The following is a 23,201-nucleotide window of genomic DNA, read 5'->3' on the forward strand; positions in this document are numbered from 1 at the left end:
TAAATTTGGTTTTAATATCCTGATTTTCTTACATTAGCACTATTGAACCTTGCCTCATAGAGTGGCATTCAAACCAATCAGGGAGTCCAACTGTCTTTTTCGTAGTAGTTTTTAGCAGCTTGGACTCTCTTTTTTACTGACACAGACCCAATAATTTCAATTAAAAATGTAAAATGGATAATTGAAAAGGAGAGAAAACGTAGTTTTCGATAAGAAACAAACGTTAGTGAATTTTCCTTGTTCAATTGTCAATTCTCAAACTATAATACTGAGCGAAGTCGAAGTATCAATTTTTAATGAATGACTTGAAATACGTTTCCAGCACCGCACTGTTATTCTGGCTCATCGTGTTTATCTCGAGCAATTTCGGCTTCCCGTTTTCACTGTTACCGAAGAATGCATCCAAACACGCATCCAGTTCTTCTGATGAAGATGCGCTGAAATACTCCATTCCGTACAATTTCGAAACAGCTTCGGCAGCTAATTCCTGCTCCGCAACAAAGATCTTTTTCCACTGATTTGTGGATTTCGGGCCGGGAATGATGTTGAAGATATCTCCTCCCCCGTTGTTGATCAAAACGATCCGCAGGTTCTCGGGCAAATGCTTGCTCCACCACGCGTTGGAATCGTAGAAAAAGGATAAATCACCGGTTACCAGCAAATGCGATTCGTTCGGTGAAGCGACTGCTGCCCCGACTGCCGTTGAACTACTTCCGTCAATTCCGCTGGTTCCGCGGTTGCACCAATAAGTTACCGTTTGGATCGGATCGAACAACAAAGCATAGCGGATCAGCGAACTGTTTGAAATATGCAGGTTGCAGTGATCCGGAATCACATCCATGACAAACTCCATTGCACGTAAATCGCTCCACGGCTGACTCGCACAAATGGGACGCTGCTGATCGGAGCCGTATTGATCTATTTTCTTCCAACCAAATCCAAAACGGGATTGATGAGGCGTTTCGGCAGTCAGTTCCGCCAGGTATGAAAGTCCTTCCAATGGAGAAACCAACGCTGAAAAAGACAAGTGTTTATAGGTATCCATAAACGGAAAGTCCATTCCGAAACGGATCACAGGTGCCTGCGACTGGCGCAGAAAGGCTTTTATTTTCTTCGATACGACTGCTCCACCGATCGTGACAATGCAATCCGGGTGGAAGTTACCGATTTCTGATTCCGGCAGGATATTCAATGTCCGATCTATCGTGGAAACAAAGTACGGGCTGTACATGTTTGACGTGTGCTCAACCAACACTGCGGTTGAACCATCCAGAGCCAGTTTTTCCAGCATTTGCTGCAACGCGGCATCCTTCTGATGCTGCCCCACGATAATCAAACGCTTATTGGATACCGACCAGATTTCTTTCAGACGGGTTTTGCTTTTCCCGGAAAGGATTGTTTCCACATCGCCCAATTCTATCCAATTGTTGATGGTTTCAATTTGGTCGGTCGTTTCGTAAAGCGGTTCGGAAAAAGGAACATTCAAATGCACAGGGCCTTTCGCAGCTCCGTTACAGCTTTGAAGCACTTCCGAAAGATTTCGTTCGAAGTACCAGCGCTGACTGTCGGAATGAATTTCGTTCAACTGGGCACTTTTCAGCACCATGCGGTCAAAAACGCGTTCCTGGCGAATGGTTTGCCCGTCTCCCTGATCCACCCATTCCAAAGGACGGTCAGCGGAGATCACAACCAAGGGAATTCCCTGGTAGAACGCTTCTGCAACAGCCGGATAGTAATTCAGCGGAGCCGATCCCGAAGTACAGGTAATTACCACCGGTTTTCCCAGTTTCTGTGCTATTCCCAATGCATAAAACGCAGCAACACGTTCATCCGGAACAACCAGAACTGTGAAGTGCGGATCTTCATCAAAAGCAATACTCAGCGGGGCATTCCGCGATCCCGGGGAAATCACCACATGCGTTACTCCTACTTTTTTACATCCGTCAACAAGCAGTTGAACTTCCAACTTTGCACTCGAAATCATGCCGTAAATTTAGTGTATTTTCAGGGTTAAAAGCCTTCAAAAGGTTCAATTATATGATTCAAAGGTTCAGGATTGCAGGCGAATCAACGATTACTCCTTTGAACCATTGAACGTTTGAACATGTTATCAGCACAGCTATATCTGCTTCATCACCCGGATCAGCGTCTCCGCTTTATGTTCCGTTTCATCCCATTCCAAATCGGGAATCGAATCTACCGTAAAACCTCCTCCAACATATAAAAAAGCCTTATCCTTCGTCAATTGCGCACAACGCAGGTTGACAAACAGGTTGGTATTTCCTTCTTCAAAATATCCGATGAAACCAGTGTAAAGTCCGCGGTCATGCATTTCGCGGGTAGCAATGGCTTCCATCGCATTTCTACGCGGAGTTCCGCACACGGCTGGCGTCGGATGTAAATCCAAAGCAATCGACCAGGCATTCGGACGGGTGAGCAATGCTCTGAAATCTGTTTTCAAATGTTGTACCGGTCCGGCATTCACCACATACGGCCCGTTTGCTTCGATTTCCACACATTCGTTCCGTTCCAGCGTTTCTTTGATTGCATCGACCACAAACGCGTGCTCTTCCAGTTCTTTCGGAGTCCAGTCGTGCTCTTCGTTTTCACCATGTGTTCCGGCAAGCGCGACCGTTTTGCAGACCATTCCCTGTTGATTCATCAGCAATTCAGGGGTTGCACCGATCCAGGTTCCGAATTCTGCGGATGAGATCAGGTAACAGAATGCATTGGGATAGGCTTTTTCCAGTGCACGGAACAGGTCGAAGGCTTTCTCTCCTTCAAACGGAACGGCCTTCACGCGTGAGAACACACCTTTTTCAACACCCAACAAGGGAAATGAGTTCAAAAAGGCCTGTGCTTCGATCTGGTAATCCCGGCGGGAGATCACAACCGGAACTTCTTCCCGGTAATGAAAGTCAAACTCCGCTTCCTGTTCTTTCGATTCCCGAAAATGAAAAATGCGGTCGTGCAGAAAATCAGACACCACAAATCCCAACGGTTTTTCGGCTTCATGCAATACCGCAAATTCTCCTCTTTTGATTTGGGGAAATTGTTCCTGCGGCAGGCGGTAAATTACTAAATCTTTCACGCTCTTGGTACGATCATTACGGTTAGACGTCCGGTACAAACCAATTTGCCGGTAGCTTCATCAAAAATATCGACCTGCCACACGTGTGTTCGCGAACCTGCATGCACAATCTTACCGATTGCTTTCACGCTTCCTTCTTTCACACTGCCGATGTGGTTTGCATTGATTTCAATTCCAACAGGAGCTTCTTTACTCAAATCAATCAGCAAGGTTGAACCGATTGAACCGATTGATTCGATCAGCGCTGCACTTGCTCCGCCATGAAGCAGTCCCATCGGCTGATGCGTACGGTGATCAACCGGCATGGTTGCCACAATGTAATCTTCACCAACTTCCACACATCTGATATCCAAATGCCCCAGCAGGGTGTTATTCGAATACTTATTGATTTGTTCTAACGAAATTTGATTTAACTTTTTCATACCTGAATAAATCCGAATCCGGCCATTAATTTGAACCTTTAAAATTACTACTTATCGGGCGAGTCGAACAACAGATTTTACTTTTTTTCGTTTAAAGAAAGAAATCTTCCAATTGACCGATGGAAAAGCTTCCATCTGAAAAAACATGTTCTCTTAAATTCCGGATTAAAACATACCAATAAAACAAAACTACCGTTCACATGTTTTATTGAAAACGAATGCGTTAACGCACTACATTCACTTCATCAAACTACGCGATTATGAACAAACCGATCATGTCACTACCCTGTAAGCAATCCCACGAGCGGATGAAGCAGCGTGACGGGGGCTACTACTGCGAGAGTTGTGAAAAAGTACTCCACGATTTTCGTCAGAAAACCAACGAGGAAATTCATCAAACGATCACAACAAGTCCCGGAAAGGTTTGCGGCATATTCCAAAGTCATCAAATCAGTTCTAAAATTTCACATGTTGCATTGTCAGGTGCTTCTTACCGTGTCGGATTATCGTTATTGGGTATACTTGGATTTTTGGGTCCGGTAGTCACTTCCTGTGAGTCTGCTCCCGGCGATGCAACTGTTGTGAAACAAAAAGCATTCAATCAATTAAAGTTCCCGATGACCATCAGCGGACAGCTGAAGGATGAAAAAACGGGAAAACCACTGGCAAAATCGCCTGTTGAAATCCAACAGAGCGGAAAAACCATTTTGAAGGGCCTCACGGACGAACACGGAAACTTTGAACTCGTCGTACAGGAAAAAGACCTGAAAAACGAAACATTCGATTTGATTTACCAGGCTAAAAAACACGTACCGGACACGCTTTCAGAGCAACGATTGAAATCCTTCCAAAAAGGAAATAAACTGGTGCTTACCCTGAAGGCAGAAGCCGTAAAATGCCAGCTAAAAACCGGCGAAGTTCCGATACACCAGATTACGGGAGACGTCCTGATCGAAGGAGAAGTTGCTCCACAGGTCATTCAGGAAGAACCACCGACTCCGGGTGTTCCTGTTATTGAAAACACGCAAAAACCATCCACCGAATAAATGCATGAATTTCTACCTGCTACCTAAATCAAACAAGGGGTCTGTGAAAAACGGATCTCTTGTTTTTTGTTTGGGGAGGTTGAACAGGAATCGGTTTCGCGGGACAAAGAACGGCTGTATCTCAGTGAGAATAGACTTTTTACACCATTTTATTATTTGTAAAATTGTTGGTAAAATCACTCCTACTTTACCCCATATGCTTTCGCAGCCATCTCCACAAATCCAAAACCGAAATGATACAGGTTCGCATCGGTAATCAGGATAAACACCACTTTGTTTTCTTTCAGTTTCTGATCCAGGTTTTGATCCTTCACCAAAGTTTCTTTGGTATAAGTAGCCGGGTAAATCTGCTCGTTGTAATACCAGAACTCCCCGTCGTTGAACAGGAAATGAGACACATTCGAATTGAAAAGTCCCCAGTAAAAACTATCGGAAATGAACAAGACCTTCGGATCTGTTTTCTTTACGTCCCGGTTCGGGTGAAACCACGGGTAAGCCAGCTCCAGGTCAGACACCTTGAAAAACAAGTTCATCGCCCGCACAATGTCGTCATCGTCACGCTCGGGGATTTTAGAAACAGTCATCTTTTCCAACACAAAATGCGGGACTTCGTAGTTGCAAACATCCGAAACATACTTTGTCAGGGAATCAACAACGAGGTATTGCCCATAAGCAGACCAATGAATTCCAGTTTTTGAGAACAAGGGATGAGGTGTCGTTTTCTTCATCGATTCGAACCACTGATGCATATCGATGTAACGGATCGCCTGTTTTTTAAATTGGCTTCGATATCCTTCGTAATTGGTCACTTTCCGCGTTTGATGGTACCGATCCGGGATGAATTCGGGATGATAACTAGCCTTTCCCGGAGCAAAAATCACCGACAGTGTGATTCCCTTCCGGTCCAGTGTATCCTGAAGTGCCTTTAGTTTCCGGGTCATTTCAACAATTTGCTTCTGTCCCACGTAATCCATTCCGTAATAGGCCCGGATGTAGTTTTCTTCGTAGAGGTAGTCTTCTTTCCCTACAATTACTCCGGAAGTACTGACCCTGCGCAACAGCGAAAAATTCCACTGGTTGTAGAGACGCACCCAGCCTGTGCGAAAGCCTGTATGCTCATTGATATATACTTCCTGTTTTTCCTGGTATTTCCCCAGAAACCAGCTCTCCTTATTCAACGGGGGCTTTTCAGAAAGTGTATATGATCCAAAAAGCGGCTTTTCCTCAAAAAAACGGAACTTGTGCTGAATCATCGGGAGAAAAAGCAACCCCACCACCGCTCCGAAAAGGAATTGTTTCAATCGTCGATATGTTCGTTGCTCCTTCTTCATTTAAAAACGGAAATAAATAAACGGATTGAATCCGGAAGAAACAACCGAACTGGCACTTAAAAGAAACAAGACCGCAGCCAGAAACAGGAAAATCCCGTGAATCCGCATCGAATAGGTATTCCGGTTGAATACAAAATCCTGCACACGCTGACCGGAACGCAAAGCCGGAATAAACGCAAAGAACACCGCAACCCAAAGAATCCGCCAAAAGCCCGGAAGTACTATCACATCTGTTCCGGAAGAAAATTCAACCAATTTGGACAGGTAGGTACTCATTTTGCCCAGATCTTCGATACTGAAAATCACCCAGCCGATCATGACGACTACAAACGTAAACGGAATAGCGACAAACGCTCCCAGTTTCCCCAATACTTTGAGCAGGAAAATGCGATCCAGGATCAGGAACGTACCATGAAAAGCACCCCAGATAATAAAATTCCAGGAAGCACCGTGCCAGAAGCCCGACAAAATGAAGACTAATGCCAGGTTGAAATACAAACGGTATTTGCTCGAAACACGGTTTCCTCCCAACGGAATGTAGAGGTAATCACGCATGAAGTTTCCAAGAGTCATGTGCCAGCGGCGCCAGAATTCGGTAATGCTTTTTGAACTGTAAGGCGCATTGAAGTTCTCCGGGAAGTGAAATCCCATGATTTTTCCCAAACCGATCGCCATGTCCGAATAACCGGAAAAGTCAAAGTAAATCTGCATGGTGTAGGCCAAAATACCAATCCAGGCAGTTGTTGTACTCATGTGAGCCAGATCACCCTGGAAGATTTCCCGCACCTGCTCCGCCATGACATTTGCAATCAGTACTTTCTTTCCTAAACCGATGCAAAAACGGTAGAATCCGATCAATTTCTCATCGATGTTTTCTTTCCGTTCGATCACCTCATCGGCAATTTCCTGAAAACGCACAATCGGTCCAGCAATCAGCTTCGGGAAAGCCAGCAGGTAGAGCAAATAATCTTTCAGACTCTTCAGCGGGGCGTGCTTTCCGCGATACACATCGACCGTGTAGGTAATCGATTCAAAAGTGAAGAACGAGATCCCGATCGGCATCACGACCTTCGTCCAGGAAATCTGACTGAAGCCCAAGGCATTGAGGAACGCATTCGTGTTTTCGACAAAAAAATTGGAATATTTAAAATAGGCCAAAAGACCTAGATTCACTGAGAGCGAGAGAATCAGAAGGATTCGCTTTTTCCGGACCGTTTCCGAGCGGTGAATGGTTCGCACCAGTAAAAAATCCAAGAGAGAGGTTCCCAGGAGCATGAAAACAAAAACCGGCGCTCCCCAGGTATAGAACAGGATGCTGAAGGTGAAAATCACCCAGTTCTTCATCACTTTCGGCACGGCGTGGTAAACCAGCAGGAAAAAAGGCAGAAAGTAAAAAAGAAATATTGCACTGCTAAAGACCACTCTTCAGAATTTATTAGGAGTCCGAAGATACAAAAAAGCTTCCGCCAGTCGACGGAAGCTTTCACTTATTTATTTTTCTTTTCCAGTGCCAGATCCAGCACTTCTTTCATCTTTTTCACGTAATGGAATTTGAGTCCTTTCACATAGTCTGCCGTGATTTCCTCTACATCTTTCCGGTTTCGTTCACACAGAATGATTTCTTTGATGTTGGCGCGTTTTGCGGCCAGGATTTTTTCTTTGATCCCGCCCACCGGAAGTACTTCTCCACGCAGGGTAATTTCTCCGGTCATCGCCAGGTTTTTCTTTACCTTTCTTCCGGAGAAGGAACTCGCCAGGGAAGTCAGCATCGTAATTCCGGCGCTTGGCCCATCTTTCGGAGTGGCTCCTTCCGGAACGTGGATGTGTACGTTTTTCGTATCAAACACTTCCTGCTCCAGGTTCAGCCAATCGCTGTGTGCTTTCAAAAACTCCAGTGCAATCACTGCGGATTCTTTCATCACATCTCCCAGGTTTCCGGTCAAAGTGAGTTTCCCGGTTCCTTTCGTGAGGGAAGATTCGATAAACAGGATGTCGCCTCCTACACTTGTCCACGCCAAACCGGTTACTACTCCCGGAACGTCGTTATTGTCGTATTTGGTCTTCTCACGTCCTGCTCCCAGGATTTCGGTCAGTTCGTCGATACTAATCTTCTCGGTGAATGATTCTTCCAAAGCCACTTGTTTTGCACGGTGACGTGCCAATTTTGCCAGCTTTTTATCCAAACCACGCACCCCGGATTCATTCGTGTAGTTCTCAACAATTTTCTCCAGTGTTTTACGATCTACAACGAGGTCTTTTTTCGTAATCCCGTGCGCTTCCAATTGTTTCGGAAGCAAGTGTTTCTTCGCAATTTCAATCTTTTCTTCGATCGTATAACCGTTCACTTCGATGATTTCCATCCGGTCGAGCAAAGGCCCCTGGATCGTTGCCAGGCTGTTTGCCGTAGCAATGAACATCACTTTCGACAAATCAAATTCCGTTTCCACGTAGTTGTCGTAGAAAGCACTGTTTTGTTCCGGATCCAATACCTCCAGCAAGGCTGAAGACGGATCTCCGTGATTGCTTTTGCCTAATTTATCAATTTCATCCAGTACAAAAACAGGATTGGCAGAACCTGCTTTTTTCAAATGCTGCATCACACGACCAGGCATTGCCCCGATGTATGTTTTGCGGTGTCCACGGATTTCCGCTTCGTCATGCACACCTCCCAGAGACATGCGGACGTATTTTCGGCCCAAAGCTTCTGCCACTGATTTCCCCAAAGATGTTTTCCCTACTCCCGGAGGTCCGTAGAAACACAAGATCGGCGATTTCATGTCTCCTTTCAGTTTCAACACGGCCAGGTATTCCAAAATACGTTCTTTCACTTTCTCCAATCCGAAGTGGTCGCGCTCCAAAATTTTCGTTGCGTGCTTCAGATCGAGGTTGTCTTCGGAATATTCGTTCCACGGCAAATCCAGCAAGGTATCGAGGTAATTCAATTGAACGGTGTATTCCGCTCCCTGCGGATTCATGCGCTGCAATTTGGACAATTCCTTGTAGAAGAGTTTGGAAACCTCCTTGCTCCATTTCTTTTTGGCAGCACGGTCTTCCATGTCCTTCACATCCTGTTCCTGCGGGTTATCCCCCAATTCATCCTGGATGGTACGAATCTGCTGGTGCAGGAAGTATTCGCGCTGCTGGCGGTCCATATCCAAACGCACTTTGGTCTGAATCTCGTTGCGCATTTCAAGCAGCTGCGACTCCAGTGTCAGGTGTTCTACCACCAAACGTGCACGCTTGCGGAAATCCAGTTCCTCCAGTAATTCCTGCTTCTTGGTTACATCTGCATTCATGTTGGAAGAAATGAAGTTCACCATAAAGGTCGGCGATTCGATATTCCCGATTGCAAAAGCAGCTTCGGAAGGAATGTTCGGGCTGTCTTTGATGATTTGAAGTGCCAGTTCCTTCACATTCCGGAACAACAACTCCATTTCCTGGTCATCTTTCTCCGGGAGAACTTCTGTCAGGAAGCGTACTTTCGCACGCATGTAAGGTTCTGTTTGGTATGGTTCCGTGATTTCAAAGCGTCTTTTCCCCTGGATAATGACCGTAGAAGAACCGTCCGGCATTTTCAGCAGGCGCACAATCTGCGCCACCGTTCCAACCTTATATAAATCATTGAACTCCGGGTTTTCCTCCTCCTGGTCAATCTGGGCAACCACCCCGATGATTTTCTTTCCACTGTTTGCGTCCTGCAATAATCTCAGAGACTTATCACGACCGATGGTAATGGGAATCATCACCCCCGGAAAAAGTACGTTGTTGCGAAGCGGTAAAATCGGTAAGTCTTCCGGAAAAACTTCCTTATTCATATTGTCTTCGTCGTCTTGTGACAACAAGGGCAAAAATTCTGCATCTTCTTCTCCGGAAGTAACTATAATGGTATTGTCGAATGAATCTTTCATGTATGTGTATTTTTAACGTCAAAATGTCATTGAGTTTGGGTTGATTTGGAAAATCTACTCAAAATAATTCCGATACTGTGGATTGTCAAGCCGTATGCCAAGATAAAAACCCTGACGAAATGACAGCATCATGATCACACAATTTCATACAAAACCACTTCAATGCCTGTGCAAAATACGATCAATATACCTGCTTCTTGTGAACTTTAAATAAAGTTTTCAGCGCAACATGTTGCTTTACTTCGCTTTAAACAACTAGTCTCCAAATGCATAAACCATTCCGGGAGAACTACTTTCAGAAGCCAGGATTGCCCCGGTTCTTATTTCATGACCATATCCCGGTTTATTATACCTACCTTGTGACCTAAACTACATCTTTAAATGAGTGAAATAGGCTCAGTGAAATGGAAGAAGCAAGAGATGGCTCACTTCTTTCCGACACTCAAAAAACGCGTTGACAGCCACTTTAGCGGAGGGCAAATCAAAAAACAGGGAAATCGCAAACTCTACATCAAGGCAATAACACTTTTAGTATGTTATCTTGCACCTTTTGTCGCGTTACTAACCATGTCACTGGCTCATTCGACACAGTTGCTTCTTTGGTCCTTTATGGGATTTGCTCTTGCAGGAATCGGGATGAGTGTGATGCATGATGCGAACCACGGGGCGTTTTCCAAAAACAAGACATTGAATTATTTCATGGGGCACACTCTCAATCTGTTGGGCGGTTCTGTCTGTAACTGGAAAATGCAGCACAATGTACTCCACCACACCTACACAAACGTCAAGGATATGGATGAGGACATCGATGATAAATTGTTGATGCGCTTTTGCCCGCATTCGGAGCGTAAGGCGTACCACCGTTTTCAATTTATTTACGTGGTCTTCTTTTATTCGATTCTCACGTTGTACTGGGTCACTTTCAAAGATTTCGTCCAGTTCATTCAATACCGGAGACACCTTTCACTTTGCGAAGAAAAGAAAAGTCATGCCCGCAAACTGCTCCAGATCGTTTCGATGAAAGCACTCTATTTCTTTACCATTTTGTATGTCCCTGTTGCCCTGGCAGGGCTGCCTTTGAATTGTACCATTTACGGATTTTTACTGATGCACGGAATTGCAGGCTTTATCCTCGCATTGGTTTTTCAATTGGCGCATACCGTTGAAGGAACCAGTCATCCGCTGCCAAACAGCGAAGGAGTCATTGAAAACGACTGGGCAATTCATCAGCTCCAGACCACCTCGAACTTTTCACGCAAAAGCAGATGGATTTCCTGGTATGTCGGCGGATTGAACTTTCAGGTAGAACATCATTTGTTTCCATACATTTCACATGTTCACTATCCCGAAATTGCAGCGATTGTAAAAGAAACAGCCGAAGAATTTGGCATTCCCTATCTTGAAAACAGAACTTTTCTGGGTGCGGTCAACTCGCATTTCTCCTTTCTGTATCAATTGGGAAAACCGGTTTCTGTGCAGCAACGGGCTTAGTGTTAACTAATTTTTAACAACTGGCATTAAATTTGTTCCGGCAGGAAAACCAAATTTTCATTCATGAAACGGCTTTCCTACCTGCTCATCCTGTGCACTCTTCTTGCCTCCTGTAAGAAAGGAAAAAAACTTCCGCACGAAGTTCCCGTTCAGTTCATTACACTGAGCAATGCTTCTGTTTACCCGGAAGACCATTTTCCACCGTTTAATCCGTACGATTTTTCAGAAGCGGTTGTCTCCCCGAAATACGCCCACGATTATTCTACGTCTCAAATTGCGGAGCGTTTCAATAAGGATTTGATTTATCACCTGAATAAAAACAACGTGACGCTCCAAACGGACACTGCAGGATATGTCCTGAAGATTGGCTCCATACACCTGGGTGAAACCATCGAACGCCAGAGTTATATTGACAGCTGTGGTTTCAATTATCCGCTTGCTTACGTTTATGCTTCCTCTTTGCGTTTTTCCGTGAGTGCATCTTTGTACAAAAACGGTGTTTTTATCAAGCAGTGGATCGAAGAAGGGAAGTCATCCGAACATGTGAAAACGGAAATAGATGACTGCAACAAACCCAAAGTTTCCAAATTGCTCCGCGGCCCCAATTGGCTAATCAACCAGGTTGCAAAAGAAATCCGGGTGCGTGTTTCGAAAGAACTATACCTGCAGGAAACCTGATTCCTGATTATTTTCTCTCATCCTGAAAGGCACTCAACGGTTTTCCGAAAAGCCAAAATTGTGGTAAATACGCTTGATTTGAATCGTTTTGATTGGTAGGTTTGTATCTTTATCACTTATGTGCCTATGAAAGCATTTCTACCCCTTTTTATCACCTGTTGTTTTCAATTTTCCTGGGCTCAACAGAGCAGAGATCACGATGGAAAACTCATTTTGGCTCGTACTGAAATGCTTTCCATTTCCCCGGACAGTGTTCCTTCGGGTACATTGCTTCCGGCTTCTAACATTACTGCCGGACTGGAAATCCCAACAACCGCACCCGAAGAATTCATTGTGAAACACACCGCTTATTCGCTGGTTTACAACGAAGAACACGAGCAGGCCAAATGGGTGGCTTATGAACTCACCGAGGCGAAAACCGGAAACGAATACGACCGTACGGATAAATTCATGGTCGACCCGATGGTCACGACCGGATCTGCTACTGATAAGGATTACGAAAAATCCGGGTATGACCGCGGACACCTGGCTCCTGCTGCAGATATGGGCTGGTCGGAAACAACGATTGCCGAAAGTTTCTATTACAGCAATATGAGTCCCCAGGAACCAAGTTTCAACCGCGGAATCTGGAAGAAAGCCGAAGAATTGGTTCGCAACTGGGCCATAGAGAATAAACAGATTTACATCGTAACCGGCCCCGTACTCACTCCCGGATTGAAAACAATCGGGCCGAATGCCGTTTCCGTTCCGGAATATTATTACAAAGTGATCCTGGATTATTCCGAACCGGAAATCAAGGGAATCGGTTTCATTATTCCGAATGCAGCTTCGCAGAAAGAGCTGAAAACATTTGCCGTTTCGATCGACAGTGTGGAGCAACTTACCGGTATCGATTTCTTTCCTTTGCTTCCTGATGCCGTAGAAAATGCCCTTGAAAAAACAGCGTGCCTGGATTGCTGGTCGTGGGGAAAATCCAGCGAAACACTTTCAGAACCAAAAGAGGCTACGTCGGTGCAATGTTCTGCAACAACGCAGGCAGGAAGCCGGTGCAAGCGCATGACAAAAAGCCAAAATGGGCTTTGCTCGCAACATGGCGGAAATTAAATACAATAACCAACAATAAAAAGCGCGGGACGAACATCCTGCGCTTTTTGAATATCTGATCCCGTAATCCGGATTGTACTTTCTGAAATGGTGCAAATGAGGGATTCTATCCTCCGTGTTTCGCGAGGTAATCGAAGATGTATAAATCGCCTTCCGTGAGTTCCAGCCCGCGTCTGTTCATCATCGCGTTGGCTGCTTCCTTGGCTTTTTTCAGATCGAATAACTCGGTTCCGTTTACAGCTCCCCAGGAAAAGGACGGGATAAATTTCTTCGGGAATTCTCCACCGAATACGTTACAGGAAACCCCTACAACCGTTGCGGTATTGAACATCGTATTGATAGCACATTTACTGTGATCTCCCATGCAAACGCCCATGAACTGCAAGCCGGTTTCTACTTCACGACCTTCTTCGTAAGACCAGGAGCGGATCATAGAGTAATTGTTTTTCAGGTTGGAGGTATTGGAATCCGCACCGAAATTACACCATTCCCCCACCAGTGAATTCCCCAGGAAACCGTCATGTCCTTTGTTGGAATAAGCCTGGAAGATACAATTGGAAACTTCGCCACCCACTTTACAGTATGGCCCTACAGTTGTTGCTCCGTAGATTTTGGATCCCATTTTGACCACCGCATGTTCTCCGAGCGAAAACGGCCCGCGGATCATGGAACCTTCCATCACTTCAGCTTCTTTCCCGATGTAAATCGGGCCGGAAGTCGTATTCAGGAAAGAACCTTCAACCGATGCTCCGGCTTCGATGAAAATCAAGGAAGGGTCTCCTATAATCGTGTTGGAAGCAGAAATATGCTGCGATTCACGGCCTCCGGTCAGAAGGAAATAATCTGCCACCAGGACTTCATCATTCAAATGGAATAAATCCCAACGCTGTTTGAGTTCCAGCGGATGCTGTTCAGTCCATGTGATTTTTTCCGCACCGGTTCCTCTGCGGGCAATCCAGGTATCTCCGGAAACCAATACCTGGTTGTCTTCCAGGTGCAAAATAGCCGCCGCAAGAGCTTCACTCGGGATCATCGCCGCATTGACTTCTATTTCAAGCCCACCCGACTCCCGGGGAAATTTCTTCGAAATGTATTTTTCCGTTTGAAACGATACCACCGCTTCCGGAATCCACTTTTCCCAACGTTCTTTGTTGGTTAAAATCCCTACCCGCAAATCTCCGACCGGTCTTGTCAGAGTGAGCGGCGCAAAACGAAGGTGTAAACCGTTGTCGTGAAGAATGATGTTCATTTCATTGATATTGGTACTGTGAAGGTACGGAAATTCACAATATGAAGAGAGCATTGAACAGTGAAAAAGGTGTTTCGACTTCATTCCGCAAACTCACCACAAGCCACTCAACAACCTTTTCACTTTTCAATTCTCAATTTAAAAGAGTTCGTTCAATCTCGGGTCGGTATAGTCTGAAATGAAAAACAAGACATTCGGGTAGTTTTCGAATTCTTCCGGAGCATGGGTCGTTGTTACAATCACCACCTTCATTCCGGCGTTTAGCGCTGCTTCGGCACCCTTGGGAACATCTTCAAACACCACGCAGTCTTCCGGCAGAACGCCCAATTGCATGGCAGCTTTCAGAAACACCTCCGGATCCGGTTTGCTTTCAACCACATCATCCGCGCTCACGATGGTACTGAAGTAATGACGGATAAAGAGATTATCGATGACGAAACCGATGTTGAAAGGCATGGCCGCCGAACCGATTGCCATAGACACTTTATGCCGGTATGCCTTCTCCAATAGCACTTCCAATCCATCGATCAGTTTCAGGTGCGGACGAAACAGCATCTGGTATAACTCTTCTTTCTTTTTGGAAACTTCTTTGACCTGCTCTTCGCCAAAAACGCCTTTCCCGAAAACGCGATCTAGCAATTCGCCGTTTTTTCCGTACATCTGCTGTTTCACTTCTTCCCTGCTCAATCCTGCTTTCAGATCATCGTTCAAGATTCGATCCCATACTTCCAGGTGATACCCCATATCATCAACCATCGTACCGTTGAGGTCGAATAAAAAGGCTTTTGGTTTGTTGCTCATATGACATTTTAAGTTTGTCTATAAACGATCTTGTTTTTAGCTGTTTTCAGCATCAAAGGCAGTCTCGTTCTTTTTTAATCTTCAGCCTTTAAAACGCTTAGGGAGCAATGATATTATGCCGTCACAACGGATTTTCCGGGTTTGGAAATCAGCCAAAGCCCCAGGAAGGTCAATAAACCATTCAGGATCAGCAGCTCATTCCCGAAAATATATCCACCATGATATGTTCCGTCGGCTTGTAAAATTCCACCGGTCATTGCCTGGGAATATTTACTGATGAAAAAGCACAAAGCAGGAATGAGTACACACACAACGGGAACCAATCGCTCATTCAGGATTCGTTTGGTAAAAATTCCGATCGTAAACAAGCCTAAAAGCGGCCCGTAGGTATAACCTGCCAGTTTCAGGATCAACCCGATGAGGTCTGTTCCCGGAGTTGCATCCACGTACCAGTTTGTGAGCAGGATGATCAGCAGGAACAAGAGCGAGAATCCGATGTGCACCAATAGTTTGATGCGTTTTTTCTCCGCTTCTTCCCGCCTGTTGAAATTCAGGAAGTCGATGCAAAATCCGGTAGTGAGTGCCGTTAACGCACTATCTGCCGAAGCATAAGAGGATGCTGTAATTCCAAGCAGGAAGAAAATCCCGGCTATCGACCCGAAATTATTCAAGGCCAGCGTTGGGAATGTATGATCTGTATTGGCAGGAACCTGAAGTCCGGTTGATTGAATGTATACATACAACGCTCCCCCGAGCAGGAGGAACAAAAAGTTGGTGATGACCAAAATTGTTGTGAAAGAATACATGTTTTTCTGTGCGTCCCCGATCGATTTACAAGTCAGGTTTTTCTGCATCAAATCCTGGTCTAATCCCGTCATGGCAATTGCCAGGAACATTCCGCCGAAGAATTGTTTGTAGAAATAAAGCGGTGAATTCGGATCGTCAAAGAAGAAAATGCGTGACATGGAATACCCGCCTTTTGTAGAAGATGATGTAATCTTATCATACAAGCCGGAGAAATCCACTCCCAGTGTCTGTGCAATGATAATCGTACAGATGATCACGGAAGAAACCAGGAAAATCGTTTGAAAAGCATCCGTGTATACAATCGTGCGGACGCCGCCTTTGAAGGTATACACCCAGATCAATACAATTGTTGTAACGGTTGTGACCCAATACGGAACGCCCAAATCTTCAAACAGGAACATCTGCAATACTTCCGTAGCCAGGTAAAGCCGCGTAGCCGATCCCAGTGTGCGGGAAAGAATGAAGAACGCCGCACCGGTTTTGTAACTCACAATCCCGAAGCGTTTGTTCAGGTATTCGTAAATGGAAGTCACATTCAGCCGGTAATACAGTGGCATCAGGATTTGTGCAATGACGACATAGCCCAGCACATATCCCAAAACGATTTGAAAATACGCCATTCCTTCCGAAAAAACCTTTCCGGGAACGGAAATAAAGGTCACACCGGACAAGGAGGTTCCAATCATTCCGAAAGCCACCAAGTACCAGGGACTCTGCCTGTTTCCGGTAAAAAACGAGTCGGTATCGGCCTTTCTTGAAGTTAAGTATGCCATGAGGATCAGCAATCCGAAATATCCGATCAGAACGGTGGCAACAAGCCACGGAGCTAGCGTATTGTTCATTGAATCAAATTCGAGCCGGCTAAGTTAATGAATTCCGCCAGTTATTCAGGGCGTGAATTCGCGAATTCGCAAGTTCGCAATATTGCGAACTTGCGAACCCGAAATCCCGGACGGAGGAACACAAAAAAAGGGAGACCAATGCCTCCCTTCTGCTTATTAACCGGTAACGATATTTTTTACTTCGATGCCATTTCAACGAACTCATCGTAAGAAACTTCTTTCGAGTTCAATTTCACAGTATTCTTGAAGTATTCTGTCAATTTTGCTTCTGCCAACATGTCGTAGATGCGGTTTGCCTCTTCACGGTTCTGCAAAGCACCTGCTGCTTGTTTTGCCAACTCAGCATCTTCAGGAGCCGGAATTCCGTATTGTGCATACTGGTTTGCGATCAATCCTTTTGTGAACTCGATCACTTCCGCATTTTCCAATTTGATATCATTTGCTTTGAAGATATGCCCCTGGATCAACTGCCATTTCAAATCTTTCGCGTAGCTGTCGTAATCCGCATCGATCTGCTCAATAGTGATCGGCTTCTCGTTCGACAACTGGATCCAACGCTTCAGGAAGTCGTTTGGAAGGTTTACCGGCGTGTTTTCAACCAAATCACGGTAAACTTCGCGTGTCAATAAACGGTCAGAGTCATTGGAGAACATTTGAGTCAGGTCACCAGCGATACGCTCACGCAATTCTTTTTCAGAAGAGATTGTACCCGGACCGAACAATTTATCGAACAAATCTTGGTTCAACTCAGCCAACTCCATGCGCTTGATATCGTTGATGGTCATTTGGTAAGAATCAGAGTGATTTGCCAATTCTTCCGGCTTGATTCCAAGCATTGCAGCTTTATCACTATCACCGCGGGTAATTGCCGTTGCAGAAACAGTTACTTTATCTCCAACTTTCTTACCTACCAATGATTTTTTCACTTTTTTGTCTTCAACAAACTCCATAGAAGTTGTTGATGAATGCATAATTCCCCCTTCTTTGATGGATCCGTCTTCGTTCAACTCAACAAACTGAGCCAAAATCATATCCGTATCGTTTACTTCTTCAGCGGAAGACATTTTTCCGTAACGGCGGCGCAAATCATCAATCTGCTGATCAATCAGTTTATCGTCGATTTTTACCTGAACGTAATCGTATTTGCTTTTAGCAGACAATTTCAATTCAATTGCCGGAGAATAACCGATTTCGTAAATGAATTCGAAGTCTCCCGGGTTGTCAAAATCACCTTTCACATCCGTTCCTTCTTTCGGAATCGGATTCCCCAAAATTTCTAATTTATTTTCCTGAACATAAGCGTACAAAGCATCTGAAACCAATTTGTTCATTTCTTCAGCCAATACTGCTTTTCCGTACTGCTTTTGTACCAAAGCCATCGGAACTTTTCCCGGACGGAATCCCGGAATTTTCGCTTGTTTGCGATATTTATCCAAAGAAGCAGTCACTTTTCCCTGGTAATCTGCCGGTGAAACCTGCACTGTCAACAGCGCTGTTTCTGCATTAACTTCTTGACGTGTTACGTTCATTCCGTTTTCTTTTAATTCTTAATTTGTATAAACAAAAAATGGCCTTCATTGATTAACAACGAGACCATCTGAAGTGCGGATGGAGGGACTCGAACCCGCACACCTCTCGGCACTAGATCCTAAGTCTAGCGTGTCTACCAATTTCACCACATCCGCATATTTATATAATCACACTGAAAAGTGTTTTTATAAAATCTATTTCAATTTCAAGGATTTCGTTCAATCCTCCCCATTTGGGTGCACAAAATTAGTCATAATTTCAATTCACACAAGTATCGGGCGATTTTTTTCATTAAAAATTGCAAAATACCATGTCACCATGTTGACTGAGCGGAGTCGAAGACAACATGGTGATAAATGAATCCGGTAGGCTGAGCGGAGTCGAAGCCTACTTTTTGCGGAACAACTCCAACATCGGTTTTCCGACTGCCGTATTCGGGCGCTGCACGTCCAGGATGTGAACCAATGTGGCTGTAATGTCGACTATTTCATATGGTGTAAACACTTCCTGCGGCAGGATTTCCTTTCCATAAAACAGAACCGGAACGTGCGTATCGTAGTTAAACGCCGATCCGTGACTTGTTCCTCTGTGAGATGCCGGCGTGTCAGAAGACTTGGGCAGATATCCCGGCTGGAGAATGAAAATCAACTCCCCGCTTCGCTCCCTATCATACCCCGAAGCAACCATCTGCTGCCAATTTTCGGCCGTTTTAACCTGCAAATCTTCTTTTGTATAGACCTTTTTTACTTCTTTCCACTTCGAAATCTCGTCTTTCAGCAGGGCAATGACTTTCGGTTCCAGGTCGGTTCCGAGTACCTCATCTGATAGATACACATTGTCATTTTCAATTGTATTCAGGCAGTTTTTACCGAATTTAGCCAGACACAAGGCTTTCAAACTGTCGGTTTTTTCCTTTAGGAACAAATACCCTCCCGGTAATTTATGATCCATCAAAAACTGAGGCACGGGAACAACTGCATGATCCGCCGTCAGGAAAACCACATATTGCCCCTTCCCGATCTGCTTGTCCAAAGCCTGGAACAAACGCTCCAGCTCGCGATCCAACCGAAAGTACATGTCTTCCATTTCCAGGGAATACGGCCCGAATGTATGTCCGGCGATATCCGGTGTGGAATAACTGATCGTCAGGAAATCGGTTGTTTGGTGCTTTCCGAGTTGTTCTCCGGCAAGTGCATTGATCGCAAAATCAGTCAGGAATGTATTCGCAGCTGGCATAATCGTGAACAGACTCAACTGTTCTGCCGGAGTCGCTTTACTGAAATCATACGGAAAAACAGGACTTGTCTTCCCTCCAACCAATCCCTCGTAAGGCGAATCATCTTGTTTGATATACGTATAGCAAACAGAATCCTTCAACAGGTTCCACGGCTGATTCACGTATTTCGAAACCAGGTTCCGGCTGTTGAACTGGTTGACCCAGGCAGGTAGTTCCGGTCTGTAGAAAGTCGACGTAATGAAATTTCCCGTTGCATAATCATACCAGTACGAACCATCCGACATGTGGCCCGCCGGCAGAATAGCACTCCGGTCTTTGATCGAAACCCCGATGACTTTGGAAGACGGATAGGTCAGTTTCAACTGATCTGTAATCGTATTCGAACGCAGGAAATACGGAGAACATTTTCCATACTTGCTAACCGATCCCACGGAAGAAACCGTTGTATCTTCCACACAGTTCACTTCTCTTCCGAAAGGACGGTAAAACCACTCGTTGGCAACAATTCCGTGGTTGCTCGGCATACTTCCGGTATAAATCGACGCATGACCCGGCCCGGTAAAGGTCGGAACGTAATTATACGTCACATTTCTGAAATGGGTTCCTTTATCCATCAGGCGTTTGAATCCATCTTTACCAAACTGCGGATAGAAGCGGTACAAATAATCGTAGCACATCTGATCCACCACGATTCCAACCACCACCTTCGGGGCATCTTTCTGGGCAAACAAGCAATTCGAAAACAATCCGGAACCGAATAAAAGAAGAAATGTAATGCGTCTCATAATTCAAACTTATTCTAACAAAACTAGGGTTTGAATTCCAGAAATAGCGAAATTTGCCGTAAAATTTCAATTATGTTAGGTTTAAAACTGCCAACTGACCCGCGCTGGGTAAACATTGTAGAGAAGAACATCGAGGAAATCCTGACCGACCATGCTTTCTGTGAGCAAAAGGCCGCAAGTAATGCGATTTCGATCATTGTTCAATATCCGCAATACCCGGACATGGTTAAATCCATGGTTGAAATTTGTAAGGAAGAAATGGAACATTTCGGGATGGTTCACGACAAAATCCTGGAGCGCGGCTACCAACTCGGTTTTGAACGCAAAGATCCGTATGTACACGACCTGCTGGGCTTTCTGAAAATAACACACTCCGGAAATCCGAAACTCTCGCACATGGTCAACCAGTTGCTCTTCGCCGCAATGATCGAAGCCCGAAGCTGTGAACGGTTCAAAATCCTATCCGAAGAAATCCATGATGAAGATTTACGCGTATTCTACCGCAGCCTGATGGAAAGCGAAGCCAGACACTATATCACCTTTCTGAACTTTGCCCGCAAATACGGCACCGGAATCGATGTGGATGCACGCTGGAAGAAATTCCTGGAATTCGAGGCTTCTTTGATGGACAAATACGGGAAGTCGGAGACAATGCACGGCTGAAACGTTACCGGCAGCATAAAGTAGGAGCTGCATTATTTACCGGAGATCACAAGAGCCTCCATAAAGCACCCGAAGTACGCGATGTATCACGCACTTCGGGATACGGTTTATTTTTTATAAAAAATGCGTTTGTAAATCGCGGATCACATCGTCTTTTTTCTGGCGGGAAATCGGAATTTTCAGCCCGTTTTTCAGTTTGATGTACCCACCTTCTTCTTTCAGGTATTCATCTACGTATTTCATGTTAATGATGAACGATTTATGCGGACGAATAAAATTCACATTCGAGCGTAGTTTATCGTCGAAGAATTTCAATGGTTTGGAAACCAGGATTTCTCGTGGCTCATCCAGGAAAACCTTGCAATAGGAGCTATCTGCTTCGAAGCAGATGATGGAGTCGAGGCGCACAAAACACATGCCGTCTGTTGTTGGAATCGAAATCTTGCGCTCACCGTTTCCATAGGAAATCATGATCTGGTCGGCACTCATGGAACGGCGTTCCCGCACTTTATCCAGCGCCTGGTTGACTGCTTCTACAAATAATTCCGAATCGATCGGTTTCATCAGGTAATCCAACGCCTGGTAACGGAATGCTTTCACAGCGTACTGATCGAAAGCCGTTGTAAAGATAATCTGTGCAGCAAAGGCATCGCTTTCATCCAATACATCAAACCCTGTTCCGTCTCCGAGATTGATATCAATAAAAATCAGGTCAGCTTCCGTCTCATTAATCAACTGCACTGCCGTTTTATACGAATCGGCTTCTCCGATCACTTGAAAATTCGGGAAATATCGTTCCAGGTATTTCGAAATTACGCGCCTGGCGTCAATCTCGTCATCGATAATCAATACTTTTTTCGTCTTCATAAATGTGCAAGAAATAGTTCACTCATGAAATGGAATTCATGAAATTTATCCTTCAGGAGTTTGTCAGAGTTGTAATATGTATTTGCTCTATTCATGAGAATCCGTTTTCCTGAAGCCTCACCAAAACCTAGAAAGCTCTTTACCAGAAACTTGCACGCAAATAGGGTTTGATGATACGGAAAACGAAGAATTATCATAAGCAGATGTCTGAATTATAGAATGATAAAGTTACGAAACGTTACAAAAACAGACTTATTTTATTTCACCTATTTTATCCTGTTTCCCGCCGTTCCATTAAAAAAAGTAACTTTATGTCCTCAAATTGACGCATGACTAAATTGTTACTTTCAGCAATTATTGCTACCGGTGTTTTGGTGACTTGTTCCTTTGACTTTCAAAAAGCACCCGATACACCGGTGAAAACATACAAAACGGAATACGTAATCGTACTCATTATTGACGGGCCGCGTTACACGGAAACGTTCGGTGATTCGACCTACCAATACATTCCGCACCTGGGCAATGACCTGAAGAAGGAAGGCGTTTTGTTCAGTAACTTCAGAAACAACGGGCCCACTTTCACCATTTCGGGACACACAGCCATCATTACGGGAAGATACCAGCACATTTCCAACAGCGGAAAGCAACTCCCGAAATATCCTTCCATGTTCCAGTATTACCTGAAAGAAAAGAACGCTTCCAAATTCGATGCCTGGGTGATTTCCAGCAAAGGAAAACTGGAAGTTCTGGGAAATACCCGTCACAAAAAGTGGTGGAATGTGTACAAGCCCAGCACGTATTGCGGTCCGAACGGAAACAGCTCCGATTATGCCGGCGATCCGGAGACTTTCGACCAGGTAAAAACGGTTCTTTCCGGGGAAAAACCACCGCACCTGATGCTGATCAACTTACTCGCCGCCGACGCATACGCCCATTCCAAAAACTGGAAAATGTACCTCGAATCGATTCAGAATTGCGATAATTATGCGTTCCAGCTCTGGAACCTGATTCAATCAAACAGCAAGCTGAAAGACAAAACGACGCTGCTCATCACCAACGACCACGGAAGACATCTCGACGGACACAAAGACGGTTATATTAGCCACGGCGATGGTTGCGAAGGATGCAGACACATCAGCTTGCTTGCGATGGGGCCTGATTTCAAGAAAAACGTCGAAATCAAAACCTGTGCAGAACAACTTGACATCAGCAAAACCATTTCGGAAATCCTGCATTTCTCCATGCCTACCGGCAAAGGGCGCGTGCTGACAGAGATGTTTAATTGAACATGGAGATTTGAAAAGGAGAGAAAGCATTGTTTTCGATAAGAAACAAGCGTTAGTGCAGTT

18 protein-coding genes and 1 tRNA gene are annotated in these 23,201 nt (G+C 44.9%); 6 read left to right on the top strand and 13 right to left on the bottom strand.

What is annotated here, in order from left to right; genetic code table 11:
• Positions 1 to 286: 286 nt before the first annotated feature.
• The 3 genes from menD to ABDV94_RS07000 all read right to left on the bottom strand — a co-directional run bounded on the left by menD (position 287) and on the right by ABDV94_RS07000 (position 3,513).
• Positions 287 to 1,984, bottom strand: a complete 1,698-nt coding sequence (menD, locus tag ABDV94_RS06990) for a 2-succinyl-5-enolpyruvyl-6-hydroxy-3-cyclohexene-1-carboxylic-acid synthase (RefSeq protein ID WP_343605953.1) — start codon at positions 1,982 to 1,984, stop codon at positions 287 to 289.
• A 135-nt stretch (positions 1,985 to 2,119) separates the two neighbouring features.
• A complete protein-coding gene (locus tag ABDV94_RS06995) occupies positions 2,120 to 3,091 on the bottom strand; it encodes a chorismate-binding protein (RefSeq protein WP_343605955.1) in 972 nt (323 codons plus the stop codon).
• Complete coding sequence (locus ABDV94_RS07000; protein ID WP_343605957.1) at positions 3,088 to 3,513, bottom strand: hotdog fold thioesterase; 426 nt, start codon at positions 3,511 to 3,513, stop codon at positions 3,088 to 3,090. The genes ABDV94_RS06995 and ABDV94_RS07000 overlap by 4 nt, the downstream gene beginning before the upstream one ends.
• 260 nt (positions 3,514 to 3,773) lie before the next feature.
• On the opposite strand from ABDV94_RS07000, the gene ABDV94_RS07005 reads away from it, so the two are divergent.
• The gene (locus ABDV94_RS07005) at positions 3,774 to 4,559 is read left to right on the top strand and encodes a hypothetical protein (protein ID WP_343605959.1); all 786 of its coding nucleotides are present in this window, start codon (positions 3,774 to 3,776) and stop codon (positions 4,557 to 4,559) included.
• A gap of 182 nt (positions 4,560 to 4,741) precedes the next feature.
• Here ABDV94_RS07005 and ABDV94_RS07010 read toward each other — a convergent pair whose 3' ends face one another.
• From ABDV94_RS07010 to lon, 3 genes are all read right to left on the bottom strand, one after another.
• Positions 4,742 to 5,860 (bottom strand): hypothetical protein, encoded by a 1,119-nt coding sequence (locus ABDV94_RS07010; protein WP_343605961.1) that lies wholly within the window; start codon positions 5,858 to 5,860, stop codon positions 4,742 to 4,744.
• Positions 5,861 to 5,890: 30 nt separating this feature from the next.
• Complete coding sequence (locus tag ABDV94_RS07015) at positions 5,891 to 7,312, bottom strand: MBOAT family O-acyltransferase (protein ID WP_343605962.1); 1,422 nt, start codon at positions 7,310 to 7,312, stop codon at positions 5,891 to 5,893.
• 65 nt (positions 7,313 to 7,377) lie between these two features.
• Positions 7,378 to 9,798, bottom strand: a complete 2,421-nt coding sequence (gene lon, locus ABDV94_RS07020; protein ID WP_343605963.1) for an endopeptidase La — start codon at positions 9,796 to 9,798, stop codon at positions 7,378 to 7,380.
• Positions 9,799 to 10,179: 381 nt separating this feature from the next.
• On the opposite strand from lon, the gene ABDV94_RS07025 reads away from it, so the two are divergent.
• The 3 genes from ABDV94_RS07025 to ABDV94_RS07035 all read left to right on the top strand — a co-directional run bounded on the left by ABDV94_RS07025 (position 10,180) and on the right by ABDV94_RS07035 (position 13,071).
• Positions 10,180 to 11,289, top strand: coding sequence for an acyl-CoA desaturase (locus ABDV94_RS07025; protein ID WP_343605965.1), 1,110 nt, complete (start codon positions 10,180 to 10,182; stop codon positions 11,287 to 11,289).
• A 63-nt stretch (positions 11,290 to 11,352) separates the two neighbouring features.
• Positions 11,353 to 11,967, top strand: a complete 615-nt coding sequence (locus tag ABDV94_RS07030) for a hypothetical protein (RefSeq protein ID WP_343605966.1) — start codon at positions 11,353 to 11,355, stop codon at positions 11,965 to 11,967.
• 126 nt (positions 11,968 to 12,093) lie between these two features.
• Positions 12,094 to 13,071 carry a DNA/RNA non-specific endonuclease gene (locus ABDV94_RS07035; RefSeq protein WP_343605967.1) on the top strand — a complete coding sequence of 326 codons (978 nt, stop codon included), beginning with the start codon at positions 12,094 to 12,096 and terminating at the stop codon, positions 13,069 to 13,071.
• A gap of 106 nt (positions 13,072 to 13,177) precedes the next feature.
• On the opposite strand, the gene ABDV94_RS07040 is transcribed toward ABDV94_RS07035, so the two are convergent.
• The 6 genes from ABDV94_RS07040 to ABDV94_RS07065 form a co-directional block, all read right to left on the bottom strand.
• The gene (locus ABDV94_RS07040; RefSeq protein ID WP_343605969.1) at positions 13,178 to 14,320 is read right to left on the bottom strand and encodes a putative sugar nucleotidyl transferase; all 1,143 of its coding nucleotides are present in this window, start codon (positions 14,318 to 14,320) and stop codon (positions 13,178 to 13,180) included.
• A 138-nt stretch (positions 14,321 to 14,458) separates the two neighbouring features.
• Positions 14,459 to 15,121: an HAD family phosphatase gene (locus ABDV94_RS07045; protein ID WP_343605970.1), complete on the bottom strand. Its 663-nt coding sequence runs from the start codon at positions 15,119 to 15,121 to the stop codon at positions 14,459 to 14,461.
• A gap of 113 nt (positions 15,122 to 15,234) precedes the next feature.
• Complete coding sequence (locus ABDV94_RS07050) at positions 15,235 to 16,770, bottom strand: sodium:solute symporter (protein WP_343605972.1); 1,536 nt, start codon at positions 16,768 to 16,770, stop codon at positions 15,235 to 15,237.
• A 176-nt stretch (positions 16,771 to 16,946) separates the two neighbouring features.
• Positions 16,947 to 18,299 carry a trigger factor gene (gene tig, locus ABDV94_RS07055; protein ID WP_343605974.1) on the bottom strand — a complete coding sequence of 451 codons (1,353 nt, stop codon included), beginning with the start codon at positions 18,297 to 18,299 and terminating at the stop codon, positions 16,947 to 16,949.
• A 74-nt stretch (positions 18,300 to 18,373) separates the two neighbouring features.
• Positions 18,374 to 18,455 (bottom strand) — tRNA-Leu (locus ABDV94_RS07060).
• 232 nt (positions 18,456 to 18,687) lie between these two features.
• The gene (locus ABDV94_RS07065) at positions 18,688 to 20,322 is read right to left on the bottom strand and encodes an alkaline phosphatase family protein (RefSeq protein WP_343605976.1); all 1,635 of its coding nucleotides are present in this window, start codon (positions 20,320 to 20,322) and stop codon (positions 18,688 to 18,690) included.
• Between the two features lie 72 nt (positions 20,323 to 20,394).
• Between ABDV94_RS07065 and ABDV94_RS07070 the strand changes: the two genes are divergently transcribed.
• Positions 20,395 to 20,985: a tRNA-(ms[2]io[6]A)-hydroxylase gene (locus ABDV94_RS07070; RefSeq protein WP_343605978.1), complete on the top strand. Its 591-nt coding sequence runs from the start codon at positions 20,395 to 20,397 to the stop codon at positions 20,983 to 20,985.
• Positions 20,986 to 21,099: 114 nt separating this feature from the next.
• Here the strand turns inward: ABDV94_RS07070 and ABDV94_RS07075 are convergent, their stop codons facing one another.
• Complete coding sequence (locus ABDV94_RS07075; RefSeq protein ID WP_343605980.1) at positions 21,100 to 21,852, bottom strand: LytTR family DNA-binding domain-containing protein; 753 nt, start codon at positions 21,850 to 21,852, stop codon at positions 21,100 to 21,102.
• A 329-nt stretch (positions 21,853 to 22,181) separates the two neighbouring features.
• Here ABDV94_RS07075 and ABDV94_RS07080 point away from each other — a divergent pair, with 329 nt between their 5' ends.
• A complete protein-coding gene (locus ABDV94_RS07080; RefSeq protein ID WP_343605981.1) occupies positions 22,182 to 23,138 on the top strand; it encodes an alkaline phosphatase family protein in 957 nt (318 codons plus the stop codon).
• Positions 23,139 to 23,201 lie beyond the last annotated feature (63 nt).

This window comes from Fluviicola sp. (assembly GCF_039596355.1).
Classification (GTDB): Bacteria; Bacteroidota; Bacteroidia; order Flavobacteriales_D; family Crocinitomicaceae; genus Fluviicola.